The sequence below is a fragment of the Bacillus sp. FSL M8-0025 genome (assembly GCF_037975475.1).
Lineage (GTDB): Bacteria > Bacillota > Bacilli > Bacillales > Bacillaceae > Bacillus > Bacillus subtilis.
Genome location: NZ_CP150258.1, coordinates 1,793,491 through 1,809,976, shown reverse-complemented (window position 1 = coordinate 1,809,976; position 16,486 = coordinate 1,793,491). Strand labels below are relative to the sequence as shown.

1 protein-coding gene is annotated in these 16,486 nt (G+C 46.1%); it reads right to left on the bottom strand.

All coding sequences use genetic code 11. The features are described from left to right. Positions 1-9: 9 nt before the first annotated feature. Positions 10-16,476, bottom strand: coding sequence for an amino acid adenylation domain-containing protein (locus MKX38_RS09120; protein ID WP_339189406.1), 16,467 nt, complete (start codon positions 16,474-16,476; stop codon positions 10-12). Positions 16,477-16,486 lie beyond the last annotated feature (10 nt).

The window sequence follows — 16,486 nt, the reverse complement described above, 5'->3', positions numbered from 1 at the left end:
CTTCCCCTCCTATAACAGTTGTTGAATCTTTGTGCTGTCACCCGGGTGATAGCTTCGCAGCTTTTGAATGGCGGAGCCGTGAGTTTCCGGGTACACTTCAATCGTTTCGTCTGTCTGTTCCGCTTCATCATTCGTTTCGTTTGCCATTTTCATCATTACTAGCTGCTTCAGCGGTCCCCCGAGCAGCAATTCCAAAGCTTCCATTGCTTCAGGGGCTTCAATTGAGCCTATGCCTGCCTGAGCCATTCTCTTTTGGTAATCCGGTGATGAAACAACACCAATGCTTCCCCAATAACTCCAATTCATCACGGCTACTGTACAAGGCCATACTTGAGAAAGCCGCTGTGCAAAAGCATCCTTAAAACTGCAGCCCGCAGCGTAATTGCTTTGTCCGGAAGCTCTTGCAAACGATTGTACGGAAGAGAAAAACAAAACAAAATCCAGTGGTTCATGCCGGAAAACTTGGGCCATTCGCACGCTTACATCAACCTTTGCAGCAAGAACGTTTCTGAAACATTCCTCACTCATATTCATCAGGCTTCGGTCTTGTAAGACAATCGCAGAATGGATGATGCCGTTGATTTCACGATGCGTTTGTTTCATTGTTTCATACGCGCGTTCTAATTCCTCTCGGTTAGCCGAATCTGCTTGAATGTAATACGGGGCTGGCCCTAGACGTGCAAGTCTGTCCAGCTTGCTTTGAATGGCTGCATCCTTTTTCCTTCTGCCAATCCAAACGATCTGCGCCTGATATGTTCTGATCATATATTCACTCCACGCCTCACCAATACCGCCAGCTCCGCCTATGACAACATAAACACCTCCGTGCTTATACTTCGTGTGCACCGGTTGATTGTTGTGTACTGGAATTAGACGAAGCTTATGCCAAATCTTGTTTCGATAGGCCCACGTATTCCCTTCTTGATCGGCAGGCAAGGAAAGGAGTTGAGATAACGGCAGGTCTTCGTATTTTTTAACATCGATCAGCTTTGTCTGCCAATTTGGATATTCTTTTGACATTGAACCGATCAGGCCGTGCACCCCGGCATCGACCGGGTCGACAATATCATGCTGATCAACATATTGTGTGTTCACCGTCACGATCGTCCAGCTTATCTCCTTCTGTCCATAGCCTAAAGAAAGCATTGCCTTAATGAGCCTATACATTTGAATGACGCCTTGATCTTGGGCTTCAATCATTTCATCGCCGACTTCGCACTCTGTCACACGAGAAGGAGACATCCACACGATGTGGTCAAACGATCCGAGTGCTTCAAGCTGGCCTGTAATTCTATGAATTGATGCGTACGGCTCAATGTACAGCTCCTTGGCAAACGGAAACTCCCTTTGAACAGCTTTTCTGCTGTTGTCATCCCCTCCGAGGATGACAACACGCTCATCAGCAGGCGAAATGCTCCTCTTCTCCAGCTGCACTCGATCCCATATCGGCGCCATAAGAAGCGCTCCGTTAAGAGTTGCTTTGGAGTTTCCTAGTGATGTCGGCCCGTCTGGCGATTGTATGCCTTCTTCCAGCAGCCTTGAGGTAATCCCCTTGATTCTTACACACACTCGGCCTTGTTCATCACACAAATCAATATCCAGTCTCTGTATTTTGTCCTCATTAGGACGAGATGTCACAGACACCCACATTTTATTTGTACACGGGCTGAATATTTCTAGCTCTTGCAGCGCAAAAGGCAGAGAAAGCTGCTCGTCACCGGAATTCAGCTTTAGCCCGATCGACGCTTGTAAAGCAGAGTCGGCCATACTTGGATGAAGAACGAATTCATTCAGTGTGTGAGTTACACCAGCAGGCAGAGAAAGCTCTGCCAAGGCTTGATTGCGGCCGATGTAAAGCCGATCTATCCCTTGAAAACCAGGTCCGTAGTCAATGCCGATCGCCTTAAACAATTCATAACACTGGTCGTGTGAGAGTGTGCTTAAACTGCATTGGTCTTGAAGCGCGCTGATATCCTGGACTGGAATGTCTCCTGCCCCACGGATTGAAGCACTGCCTTGACAATGTATCTTTCGATCATTGTGTGCAGCCTCTGTATAGACGTTAAAAGCAATCTCGCCGTCCTGCTGGGGATTTAGACTGATATCCACTTGAACAGGCTGGCCATCCGCCACAATCGGCTGCACCCACACAACATTTTTGATGTGAATAACAGATTGTTGATCTTCGGTTCTTCTCACTGCTCTTGTAACGGCAGCATGAACCATCTCAAGATATGCCACGCCCGGCATAACCGGTTTTCCCTTCACCTTATGATCGGCGAAAAAGAACTCAGCACCTGTAAAGGCCGAGCTGAAACGCTGCTCTGACAAATCAGATGTGTTGACATGTATCAATGGATGCAAAGCTGCTGATTCGACTGTTTTTAAAGCTGTTTGATGGGCGGCTGCCTCCTCTTTCGTATCCGTTATCCAGTAGCGTTCTTTCGCAAATGGATAGGTAGGGAGGCTGATGCGTTTCGGCTGTTTGCCGTCATACAGTTTACTCCAGCCTATTTCCATGCCTTTTACCCATAAATCAAGCAGTCTTTCATATATGTGAGGCTCCCAGCTATTGTTGAGCGTTTTCTGTACTTCGTCATCTGATCTCAATGTTTGTGCGATACCTTTTTCTGCTCTGCCTCTGTACATGTACTTCGCATTGGTGCCCCCTTCTATAAAGAGGTTCAGTTTTTCCAGCAAGTCCCCAGTCGAGACAGCGATGATCCCTAATCTCTCCTCCATTGCATCACGCCCCTCTTGGAGTGTATAAGCAATATCAGTGAGGTCACGAGCAGTGATAGATCGCTTGCTGATAAAGTCTGCTAATTCACGGGCTTGGTCTTTCAGACGATCTTCATCCTTTGCCGACAAAATAAAGATGCCCGGGTGCTGTGCTGTCACAGCTGATGCTGTTGCAGGATGGGTTGTTTCTTTCGGAATATATTCCTCAATGACCACGTGGGCATTGACGCCGCCTATCCCGAACGAACTGATGCCTGCGCGGCGCGGCAGCTCTCGGCCGGCTTCATCCCGAAGCGCCTGCCACTCTCTCGATTCCTGCACAATATAAAACGGGCTGTCATCCAGTCTGATATATGGATTAACAGTTTCACTGTACAGACTTTTGACAAGCGTTTTATGCTTGAGCTGCAATAACACTTTAATGACACCCGCCACACCGGCCGCAAGCGATAAGTGACCGATGTTTGTTTTCGCTGATCCAAGTCCGCAATGGCTGCCATGAACAGCCGGGTCCCCCGTTTTTTCATACAGCTCTTTAAATGCCGCTTTTAAGCCGTTGATTTCTACTGGATCGCCCAGCTCGGTTCCAGTCCCATGCGCTTCAATATAAGTTACGGTTCTTGGATCAATTCCCGCTTTTTCATATGCTGTTTTTACGACATCCGCCTGAGCTTTCGGATTAGGAGTCGTTAGAGAATTTGCGCGGCCACCGTGGTTTACCGCACTTCCTTTAATGACACCGTAAATATGATCACCGTCTCGTTCAGCCGCTGTCAGCTTTTTCAGAAAGAGAATGCCGGCACCTTCACTGACTGCGAATCCATCGGCTTTGTCAGAAAATGTTTTGCATCTTCCTTCTTTGCTCAGCGCCCCGGCCTTATCATAGGCGATATGGCCTTGCGGAGTTACGACCGTGTTGACCCCTCCCGCAATCGCCATTTCACAGTTTCCATTTTCAATGGCGCAAACCGCATGATGAATGGCGACCAAAGAGCTTGAGCACGCAGTGTCGATCGGTTCACTCGGTCCATGAATGTTCAGGAAATAACTGACTCTATTCGGTCCTGCAGAAGGACTCATATTCGCAGCCGCTGAGCCTTCGATGTCTACATTTGACAGAAGTGAACTGTACCCTGTGTTTCCTGTCCCGATGAAGATGCCCGTTTTAGTTCCTGCCAGGCTTCTCGCTGAGTGTCCCGCTTCTTCTACCGCCTTCCACGCATAGGTCATTAACAGGCGCTGCTGAGGCTCCATCTGCTCAGCCTCCAGCGGAGATATGCCGAAGAACAATGGATCAAAGTCAGCTACTTCATCAATAAAACCGCCCCATTTGACGTTTGTTTTATTCGCTTCTTTCAGAGGGTCTCCGTAATACTCCTGCCAATCCCAGCGGTCTTTTGGAACCTCTGTAATACAATCTGTGCCCGATGACAGGTTCTTCCAATATTCCTCAACGTCTTTTGCCTTTGGGAAAACGCCGCTCATTCCCACAATCGCAATAGGCTCAGGCTTGTGATCAGCTTCCTTTTGCATTGGTGTTACCGAAGGTTTTACAAAGCGGTTTTCAGTCGAAAACGTCATATTTTTTATATTCTGTTCGACAGGCTGCATCAGCACCTCAGCTTTGGCAGGCGTTTGAGCTGTAAAAGCATTTGGATATTCTTCTGACAGATACCCTGCAAATGCATAAACAGTTGCGTGCTCAAAGAAGATCGTAGGCGTAAGATCCAGCTTGTACTTCTCATTCAGTGTATTTGCGAATTCAGTTAACGTAATCGAATCAAATCCATATTGATTAAACTCCATGTCCTGGTCAATCTCTTCAGGTTTGATTTTGAGCAATTGAGAGATTGTTTGCTTTAAAACTTCTTGAATGTGATCGAACATATTCCCTTGATCCATTCTTGCTTCAGATGTCACCGGTACTTGCACTGTTTTCATTGGTACATCATCAGAAGACGGCTTTTGAGTCAGCTTTTCCCTCATCATGTCTTTGAATCCTTCCATGACGATGACTTGATCTTTGCCAAATACCAAACCTTTATACAGCGCTTGAATGCCGGTCTCGGTCCGCATTGGAGTCACACCTGTGTTTTTCAACGTCATGTTTTCAATTTCTTTATTCGCGCGCATGCCGCCTTCTTTCCAGAGCGGCCAATTGATTGACAACGTTTGTCCGTGCCTGTACATGGCGGTTACAAGCGCATTCCGATAAGCAGCATAACTGTCCATAAATGCATTAGCCATTGCATAATCGGCCTGTCCCGCACTGCCGGCAACACTTGATATTGAAGAAAAGAGGATAAAGAAATCTAACGCAAGATGCTCGGTTGCCTCATCCACATTCACAAGCCCTTTCACCTTAGGAGCGAGAACTTGTGTCAGCTCTTCATTGGTTTTGCTCATAAGATAGTTATCTTTAATCAGCCCAGCGCTGTGAATGACACCATTCAAGTCTTCGTAATCAGACGTAATGCTTGTGATAAGCTCGGAGGCTGCTTCCGTTTGTGTCACGTCAACCTGCCTGTATTCTGCGCGAGCCCCTAATTGCTGAAGTTCGTTAAGCTCCGCCTGCTGATCCGCATTCAACGCGGATCTGCCTGTCAGAATGAGCACAGGCTGTTCGGCTTGGCGAGCAATCTCTTTTGCAAAAATAAACCCAAGTCCTCCTGCGCCGCCCGTGATGAGGTATACACCTTTATCTCTCCACGGCATGCTTATTTCCCGATCATCTATTTGCATTTCATCCAGATCATTGATGTACCGTTTGCCTTTTTCATATTTGATGTGCTGATCTTCTGTGTGCCTTTTATTCTCTTTCAGTTTTTCTATTACACTTTCAACATTTTCATGTGAATCGATTTCAATCGTCTGGCCGATTAGTTTTTTATTCTCCAGGCCGGCGGTTTTAAGGAGCGCCGATAGCCCTGAGAATGAGTACTGCTTTCTTTGTGCAGAGGTAAGCAGCTGGATCAGAACATTGCCCTGAGGTCTGCTTTTGAGAAGACCCTGGACCGTCTCAAGCGCTTGTTCGGCATAATCTTGGAACCTCTCTGCAAGTCCTTCGCGGAATGACTCCAAAACGATGCATTCCGCTCCTGTCATTCTTGATTCAATGCGATCTTTTGAGAGGCCATTCATGTCGCAAAGCATGACAATGTGCCGTTCGTAATGAGGCTCAGGACTATCTTTTTTAAAATCCTTAGGCACCCATTTTTCTTCAAACATCAGGGTTGCCAGCGTTTGATCAGATTCCGCCGATCCAGAGCCGCCTTCTGCTGCTCTGAAAGATAATCCTTTCATCCGTACGCAAACATTGCCGCTCTCATCTAAAATATCAATATCGCGTTTTTGCACCTTATCAGTTGCCTTGCTGCCTTGGCTGTATCTTGCGTATACCCACATTTCTGACGAACATGCTCCGAAGACTTCAAGCTCCTGGACCGCAAAAGGCAGTGTCAGCTGGTTATCCCCGGCGCCTGTCAAAATGCTTGACGCCTGCAAAGCAGAATCCATCAGCCCAGGGTGCATTTTGTATTGGCTGAGCGTATCTGCAGCTGACGGATGCAATGACAATTTTGCCAAAACAAATTGTTCAGCTGTATAGATTTTTTTCACTCCGCGATAAGCAGGACCATATTCAAATCCAATCATTCGATAGGTGTCGTATACTTCGTTTACGCTGAAATGGCTTTCCTGACACTGTTCCCGCAGAGATTGCAAATCAACCGTCGGCAGATTTTCAGCAGGATTCAATATCGCGCTGCCTTGACTGTAGACGATTGACTGTTCGCCAGTAACGTCTGAATGACCATAGATTTCATAAGAGATCTCACCATTTTCCCCCGGTAAAAGCCTAATGTGTACTTGTTGCGGCTGATCCTCTACAACAATAGGCCGCACCCACACCGCATTCTTTAGCTTCATGGTACACGGTACACCTTGTACCTCTGCGGCCTGCTCAACAGCTGCCCGCGCCAATTCAAGATGAGCCACTCCCGGCAAAATCCGTTGGCCTTTCACAACATGATCAGCAAGGAAAAACTCTTCTCCCGTATAAATAGAGCTAAACCTTTGTTCCGAGAGATTCGATGTGTTTTGATGCATTAATGGATGCAGCACGGCTCCGCCAAGGCGGGAGGCTGCTTTATTTGCATCAATGCTGCCGCTTTTTTCAATATGATCAGAGGTCCAATAACGGTCTTTTGCGAAAGGATACGTCGGCAAGCTGATGCGCTTTGGCAGATTCTCGCCATACAATTTCGTCCAGTCTACATCAAGCCCTTTTACCCATAATTCAAGCAATTTTGCATACTTTCCCCGTTCCATCCATTTCTCGACGGCTTCTTGAATCTCTTCGTCCTCTGTCAGCATTTGGAGTGTGCCTTTATCAATCCTGCCTTTAAATACATCCTCCACACCGCTTTTCTCCGCTGCAAAGTCTTTTAACTTTTGCTGTAAATCCTCAATGGAACCGGAAATAATCCCGAGACGTTCTTCCATCGCATCCCGTCCGGCTTGCAGTGTATAAGCGATTCGGGCGAGATTTACGTCACTATATGTTTGCTTATCAAGCGCATCTGCCAGTTGCTGTGCATGTTCTTTTAGCCGCGCTTTATTTTTAGCCGATAAAACGAAGATACCCGGATGTTCCGGCGTGATGGATGGTATATTCTCATCGGATGCTTCCGGAATATATTCCTCGATAATCACGTGGGCGTTTACCCCGCCGATTCCAAATGAACTGACACCTGCCCGGCGAGGAAGCTCTTCTCCCCGTTCATTTTTCAGCGCTTTCCATTCTTCCGTTTCCCGTACGATATAGAACGGACTGTTTTTCAGCTGAATGTATGGATTCACGGTTTCGCAATGCAGACTTTTCACTAAGGTTTTATGCTTAAGCTGCAATAATATTTTAATAACTCCTGCTGCACCGGCTGCCAGCGATAAGTGGCCAATGTTTGTCTTTACAGAACCTAAACCGCAGTAAGGATTGGCTGATGTGTCTCCCTCATTTACACCCAATGCTTTAAAAGCTGATTTCAAACCGTTAATTTCAACCGGGTCTCCAAGCTCCGTCCCGGTTCCGTGGGCTTCAATGTAGGTCACGGTTTTCGGATCGATTCCCGCTTTTTGATATGCCGACTGAATAACATCAGCCTGCGCCTTCGGATTGGGAGTCGTTAAAGAGGCTGCACGGCCGCCGTGATTGATTGCACTGCCTTTTATGACTCCGTAAATGTGGTCTCCCGCTTCTTCAGCCGCTTTTAATTTTTTCAGGAACAGTATGCCGGCACCTTCCCCATGCGCAAAACCATCGGCTTGATTTGAAAACGTCTTGCATTTTCCTTCTTTGCTCAGTGCTCCCGCCTTATCAAAGCTGATATACACCTCAGGAAGGATAATCGTATTTACACCGCCGGCTAATGCCATGTCACAAGTGCCTTCCTCAATTGAAGAGATGGCATGGTGGATCGCCACTAGTGAACTTGAGCACGCTGTATCAATCGGTTCGCTCGGCCCGTGCAGATTAAGGAAATAACTGACCCGGTTCGGACCGACCGATGGGCTCGTATTGGCTGCCGCTGATCCTTCTATTGCCGAGTTCGCTTTAGATAGAAGAGAGCTGTATCCTGTATTTCCCGTTCCGATGAAGACGCCGGTCTTTGTGCCTGACAACCTTTTCGCCGAATATCCTGCATCTTCGATCGCTTTCCAGGCGTAAGTCAGCAGTAAGCGCTGCTGTGGTTCCATTTGTTCAGCTTCACGCGGGGAAATGCCAAAGAATAATGGGTCAAAATCTGCAATACCGTCAATAAAGCCGCCCCATTTCACGTTCGTTTTATTGACTTCCTTCGCCGGATCACCTTCATATTCACGCCAATCCCAGCGATCTTTCGGGATTTCCGTCATGCAGTCTTTGCCCTCTTTTAAGATGTTCCAGTACGCCTCAACGTCTTTCGCCATAGGGAAAATCCCGCTTATGCCCACAATGGCAATTGGCTCAGGCCCAGCATCACTCTGTATGGCGTTTGGCAGCATGACTTGCTGCTTTCTGCGTCTTTTAGCTTTGGCACGCACGGCTTGTTCCTGTTTCGCGGCAGGCTGAATCTGAGCCGATACAGCGCGCACAGCAAATGTCTTCGCAAATACCGATTGATATTCTTCTGACAAATGCTTGCCAAACGCATGAATCGTCGGGTGGTCAAAAAATACGGTTGGCGTCAGCTCTAACTGATAGGCGCGATTGATATGGTTGGTGAATTCAGTCATGGAGATAGAATCAAAACCATACACCGTCATCTCGGCATGATCATCAATCGTTTCAAGCTTGACCTTTAACAGCTTGGCGATCTCTCGCTTTAACATCGCCTTTACTTTATCCAGCAAACTGTCTGTATCAATGCTATTTATTTGTTCAGTCATGTGTTCTGCTTCCTTCTTTTCCATAGGTGCTGAGGCGTTTTTGGCCAGCATGTTTTGTTTTATTTTCTGCACATCGCCTTCGATCACCATTACTTGGTTTGCTTCTGAATGAAGTGCTTGATATAATGCCTGAATTCCTTTTTCTGCCCTCATAGGAACAATACCGGCAAGTTGTACAAGCCTTTTCTCAGTTTCTTGATCGACCTGCATGCCTCCATCTCTCCATAAAGGCCAGTTTACAGAAAGCGTCTTCCCATGCCGCTGGCTGAGGTCGGCAAGCCTATTTCGATAGCCTGCATACATATCCATAAATACATTGGCTGCCGCATAGTCAGACTGGCCAATGCTCCCTAAACTTCCTGAAAGAGATGAAAAGAGAATAAAGAAGTCTAAAGGCAAATCCTTGCTCGCTTCGTCTAGATAAACAAGCCCTTTTACTTTAGGCGCCAGTACATCGTGCAGATCTTTTACCTGTTTATTAACCAGGTAGCTGTCCTTGATGATTCCGGCGCTATGAAGAATACCGTTCAGACGGCCATATCTTTTTTGAATGTCGTCAATGAGCTGATAGACTTCAATTTTATTGGTAACATCTGTTTGCCGGTAGGTGATGTCAGCCCCCTTGCTATGAAGCTCTTTCAGCTTTTTGCTTTTGCTTTCGCTAAGAGGTGAGCGGCCCGCCAGAATGACTGTCGCATTTTTCGTTTGTTCCGCAATTTCCTTTGCAAAAATATGACCTAGTCCGCCGGCACCTCCTGTAATGAGATAAACGCCATTGTCTTTCCACGGTTTGCTGCCGTCTCCTTTTGCCTGTTTGATTTCACGCCAATCAGCAATATACCGTGTCCCGTTTTGATATTTGACATATGAATCGCTGCTCATTTGATTTTCTAACAGTTTGCCAGCAATGCTTTCTCCACTTTCTTCACTGCTGACTTCAATCATTTGGCCGGTTAGTTTGGCATTTTCCTGACAAGCTGTTTTCAGCAGTCCTGTCAACCCTGAAAACAATTGCTGTTCTCCCTCGGCAGAGGTCACGATCTGAACGAGAATGCCGTCTTTCGGTTTCGTACGAATGATCTCTTGTACCTTTTTAAACACTTGTTCTGTATAAGAATGGAAACGCCCATCTACTGAAGAAGGCCTTGCTTCCAGGCTGTATACATGGACATCCTCGATGGCTGCTTCAATTTGTTTTCTCGTCTCATGATCATATTCACATAGGAATACGAGATGCTCTGCATATTTTTTTGCAGCTAAGCTGTTAGCAGCCTTTTGTTCTTGCCAAACGGGCTGAAGCAATAAAGTTTCAGCGTTGATTTTTGATGGTTCGGTTTGTATATCTGCCTCCATCACTCTCGTCGAAAATCCTTTCAGCCGCACACAGATCATGCCATGCTCATCACATAGGTGAATATCGACTTTCTGTATCAAATCTCCTGGTTTGTTTTTCGAGTTGAATTGAACATAAACCCACATGTCAGAAACGCACTGACGAAAAACCTCAAGTTCCTCCAGTGCAAATGGCAGTGCTGCCTTAAAGTCTTCAGTGTCTGAAAGTTCCGCTCTGACGACATTTTGCAAATATTCAGCCGCCTGTAACGCCCCGTCCATTACACTTGGATGAAGAACATAATCGCCCAACGTATGTGCAACAGATTCTGGCAGTGATAATTTGGCAAGCAGCTGGCCGTCGCCTTTATATACGGCCTCTACACTCTTGTAACCTGGACCGTAATCGGCGCCGATCATCCCTTCATAAAACGAGGCAGCATCCATTTTGCTTTGATCACATTGTTTCTTGATCTTAGAAAGATCCAGTGCTTTTTCTCGCTTTAACTGAATCAATTCCGCTTTACCTTGGTTATATACAACTGGTTCTGCATCAGCGGATTCCGGATCACCATACATCCGATAAGCAATATGTCCGCCATCTTCATCGTAAAGTCCGATATTTACCTGAACCGGCTCACTTCCTGCTACAACCGGGCGAACCCACACGACATTTTTCAGCCTGATTCCAGTTTCATGATCCTCCAATCCGCCAATTCCTTGTTCTATAGCGGCTCTTGCCATTTCAAGCGTGACCGCCGCCGGCAAAATCGCCATGCCTTTAATGATATGCTCGGCAATAAAATACTCTTGTCCTGTGAAAATGGAGCTGAAACGCTGCTCTGACAGAACCGATGTATTATGGTGCACCAAAGGATGCAAACGAGATGGTTCAATTGTTGTGATAGCGCCGGTGCTGCTTTCAGGCCAGTATCGTTCTTCGGCAAAAGGGTATGTCGGCAAGCTGATGCGGCGTGGCTTTATATTTGGATAGAGCCTGCGCCATTCAACGTGAAAGCCATTTGCCCACATCTCGGCAAGCTTTCTCAATTCTTCTTTTGATATCCGCGATGAAGCCATATCATCTGCTTCAGCATTTCCAAGCAGCTGTTCAGCGGATGTCATTCTCGTTTTTTCTCCTTGAATACAGCCTTCTGCGAGCGGCTTTCCAGTCACAAAAGCTTCCAGCTGATGTTTCCACTCTTCCAGATCGTTCACTATAAAAACGATCCTGTTATCCATTGCTTCACGGCCGACTTGGAAGGTATATGCAATATCTCTTAAAGAGAAATGCCTTTGCTCGTCTTGACTGATATAGGACAGCATTTCCTTCGCGTATACTTGGAGCCGTTCACTATTTTTTGCTGATATAGGAATGATGTAAGGCTGATTGCCTTCGTTTTCGGCACCTGCATCAGAAATGTTTTCATATTGCTCAAATATTGCATGGGCGTTAGTTCCGCCAAGGCCGAATGAGCTCAGAGCCGCCCGATGGACACCTGCGTGTTTCTCTAACGATTTTCGTTCACGGACAACATAAAAAGGAGAGCTTTCAAACTTTATATCCGGATTCGGCTCCGTACAGTTGATGGTCGGTGCAAGTTCATTATGGTATAAACTCATCGCAACTTTAATACATCCGGCTAACCCCGCAGCTGTATCCAAATGGCCGATATTCGTTTTCACTGAACCAATTCCGCAAAATTGTGTTTTGTCGGTGTATTGCTTGTACACTTTATTTAGAGCAGACATTTCAATAGGATCGCCTAATTTCGTTCCCGTCCCGTGCGCTTCAATATAACTGACCGTTTCAGGATGGATCTTGGTTGTATCCAATACATGCTGTATCACTTCTGTTTGGCCTTTTACACTTGGCGCATAGAAGCCTGCCTTCTCTGCCCCATCATTATTGATGCCTATTCCGCGCATAATGGCATAAATATGGTCTCCGTCTTTTACGGCATCCACAGCTTTTTTCAGCAGGATGACTGCTACGCCTTCACCTCCGGCCATTCCGTCCGCCGAAGCATCGAACGCCTTCACATGCCCGTCGCTTGAAAAATTCAACCCGTTTTGGTGCACGTAGCCGATCGCTGATTGTGCGTGCAATGTTGCGCCTCCGACAAGCGCATATTGTGATTCGCCCGATGTCAGGCTTTTGTATGCTTGATATAAACCGACTAGTGATGAAGAACAGTTAGAATGAACAAAATAGCTTGGCCCTTTTAATCCGAGCTTATGTGAGATCATTGTGGGAATGGTTCCGCTTTGGGCTAAAACCCAAGAGACATAGCCATCCGGTGATTCATGTCCTTCTGTTGTCTCCTTCGGCAATAACGTTCTATATGAATTGCTGCTTGCAGACATATATACACTTGTTGCCGGAATCTCCTTAGCCACATATCCTGCATCTTCAATCGCTTTCCAGGAGTGCAGCAATAAGAGGCGAAGCTGAGGGTCCATATACTCAGCATCTTTTGGCGAGATTTGAAAGAAACCGGGATCGAATAAGTCTTTCCCTTCGATCACAGATTGCACAGGCACATAGTCAGGATGCTGTATCAATTCTTCGGGAACTCCATTTGCGCGAAGCTCTTCTTCAGAAAAGAATCGTATGCTTTCTTTGCCTTCTTTGATGTGGTTCCAGAAGTCATGATGATTTTTCGCACCCGGGAACTGGCAAGATATCCCCACAATCGCAACACTGTCGTCAAAATAAGGGGGAATCTTCTGTTTCGGGTATTTTCCATCTTTTTTGTCATCATGATCATCTTCATTTTGTGTCCCGGCTAGATCTGAGTTTTTCATCTCCAAAATGTATTCACTGATTGCACGGATCGTGGAATACTCAAACAGCTCAGTAACATGAAACTCACAATCGAATTCTTTTTTGATTCGTTCAGCCACAGCTACAGCCAGAAGCGAATCGCCGCCCGCATCGAAAAATCCGTCTTCCGGCCCAAATCCGCTGACCTTGAGCGTTTCCTCCCAAATGCGCAGCACCTGATCCTCTATTTCCGTTAATTGCAAGTGATTTGGTTTCCTTCTGTTGAACACGATCTCGCGTTTTTCTAATTCTTTACGGTTCACTTTTCCGCTGGGCGATAATGGAAGCTCATCTAAGCGGATAAAGTGTGAAGGTATCATATATTCAGGCAGACTCGATTTTAGATGAAGGCGCAAATCTTTTGGATTGGCAGAGGCATGTCCGCTTTCCTCTGTATAATAAGCAGCGAGCTGTTGATGGCCCTCAAGCTGCTTCACTACTACCGCCTGATCTAAAATGCCCGGAAATTCACTCAGCTTTGTTTCTATTGCGCCCAGCTCGACGCGAAAACCGCGTATTTTGACTTGGCTGTCAATCCGTCCCAAGTATTCTATGTTGCCGTCAGGAAGCCACCTTGCTGAATCACCCGATTTATATAGCTTCGTCCCTGGTTCAAAGGGATTATCAATAAATTTTTCAGCCGTAAGCCCCGGCTTTTTAAAGTAGCCTCTTGCCAAACCGGCTCCAGCGATGCAAATCTCACCAGGCTTTCCGATCGGGACAGGCTTCAAATGCTGGTCCACAATGTAAATTTTCGTGTTGGAGACAGGCTTTCCAATCGGTGTATGGTGACTTGCGATATCTGCTTTTCCGCATCCAAAATACGCAGCGTAAATGGAGGCTTCCGTCGGTCCGTATATATTTTCAACACGGCAGTTTGTAAAGAGCGATACCGCCTTTTTCACTAATTCTTTAGGGAAGGCTTCACCTGCAACCATCATATACTTCAGCGGACCATCCTCTGTGAATCGCTTGTTGTCTTTCGCCATTTCTAAAAAAACATGCAGCATGGCCGGCACAAAATTAATGTGAGTCACTTTATATGTTTCAATATAATCCATGCAAAGCTGCGGTGATTTCTCCCCATTAGGCGGAAGAATCACTAGACGGCCATCTCCAATAAACCATCCGAATAATTCTGAGATCGATACATCAAACACATAGTTCGTCTTCAATAAATATGCATCCTCAGCCGTTACAGGATAGTGAGATTCAAGAAAATTCAGGGTATTCATAATGCTCCGATGCTCTACCATAACCCCTTTAGGCTCTCCGGTGCTTCCCGATGTATAAATAATATAAGCGAGGTGTTCCGGTTTTACTTCCCGCTTTAAACCGCTGCTTTGCTGGTCTGTATAACCGTTTCGGCAAGCTAACTCGATATTGATCGCTTTTACATGGCTGCCAGTTAATCCGCTGATCCTATCATGAACGTTAGGTTGGGTGAGGACAATGGATGCCTGACTGTCTTTGAGCATGTACTTTAATCGTTCTTGCGGAAAACTTGGATCTAACGGCACATACGCTCCGCCAGCTTTCAGTATTCCTAAAATTCCGATGATCATATCAAACGAACGCTCTGCACAAATGCCAACGGGCTGTTCAGGTCCAACACCCTGATGTTGAAGGTAGACTGCCACAGATGTGCTTTTTTCATCTACTTCTTTATATGTAAGTGATCTGTCTTCAAACATCACAGCAACCGCATCAGGGGTTTGTTTCGCTTTTTCCTCAAACACCTCATGTATACACTTTTCATTTGCGATGTTTGTCCCTGTCGCATTCCATTGTTCCAGCAAACTAGTTTGTTCTTGATTTAATTGCAAAGAGTAAGCTTCAAGCGGCAAAGACGGGTCCTCCATCATGTGCTGCGCGAGCTTCATATAGTTCTCCATCATGCTTTCAATGGAGGACAGTTCGTACAAATCAGGGTTGTACAGAAGATGAAGCACTGTTTCATTTTCTTGCTCATATATTTCGAGCACCAGCTCAAATTCACCCTCTTGCCGAATGTCTTCAATATATTCGATGCCAAGCGTTTGATACGGTTCGAGCACTTTTTGCAAGCCTGTTGCCTGAAAAAAGTTTTGGTACAGAAAAGCTGTTTGAAAAACCGGAGAATCCGCGGCCGAGCGGTCTACATTCAGCTCTCTTACCAATGCAGGGAACGGAAACGCCGCATGATCCAGGCCGTCAGCCACTGTCAGCTGCAGTTCCCGAATAAATGCTGTTAATGGCTGAGATCCGATATTCTTGCTCCGAACAGCCATCATATTGATAAAATAACCGATTAGGGTTTCAAATCTGTCTTCTTGCCGACCCATTGTCGGAACGCCAACAATGATATCCTTTTGTTTTGTATAATGATGCAGCAACACTTTGTAAATGGAGAGAAACACAACCGATTCATTCACATGATTGGTGCGGGCAAACGATTTAATTTGATTGCTCAGGTGATGGGGGAGCAAGCTTTTATAAGCTTGCCCCTTGAATTTTCGTGCTGAAGACCGCGGACGGTCAGCAGGCAAATCAAGAACTGGCAGACTCCCAGACAACTGTTCTTTCCAGTAAGCGAGATGCTCTTCCCCTTCTCTGCCAGTCAGCATCCGTTTTTCCCAATCGACAAAATCGTAATAATCAGCTGTTAATGGCTGCTGCAAGGGCTCAATCCCATTCAGCAATTGTTGATACGCTTCGAATAGCGCCGATATCAATGTCAGCATCGACACACCATCAAATATGATATGGTGAATTGTTATAAGAACAATGCATTCTTCTAACCGATGAAAAAGGTGTGTGCGCCATAACGGACCAGCTTCCAACTGGAAAGGTTCTTTTGCTTTTTCTTTTAGAAAAGGAAAGATATCTGCTGATTTCTTTGCTGATATATCCTCTTCCACAAAATAAAGATCCTTTGATAACTGAACCGATTGAAATGGAATGCCATTTTCTTCTTGAATCACACTGGCTAAGATCGGATATTGTCTCTGTACAAACAGAAGGGCTTTCTTGAACGTCTCTGCATGTATTGGTTTGCTGAAGCGAAAGCATAAAGGAATATGATATGCACTCATCCCAGGAGACATTTTTTGAAGCATCCACAGCCCTTTTTGCCCTTCTGAAAGCGGGCTTTTCAACTGCCGCTTCATGCCTTTAAGA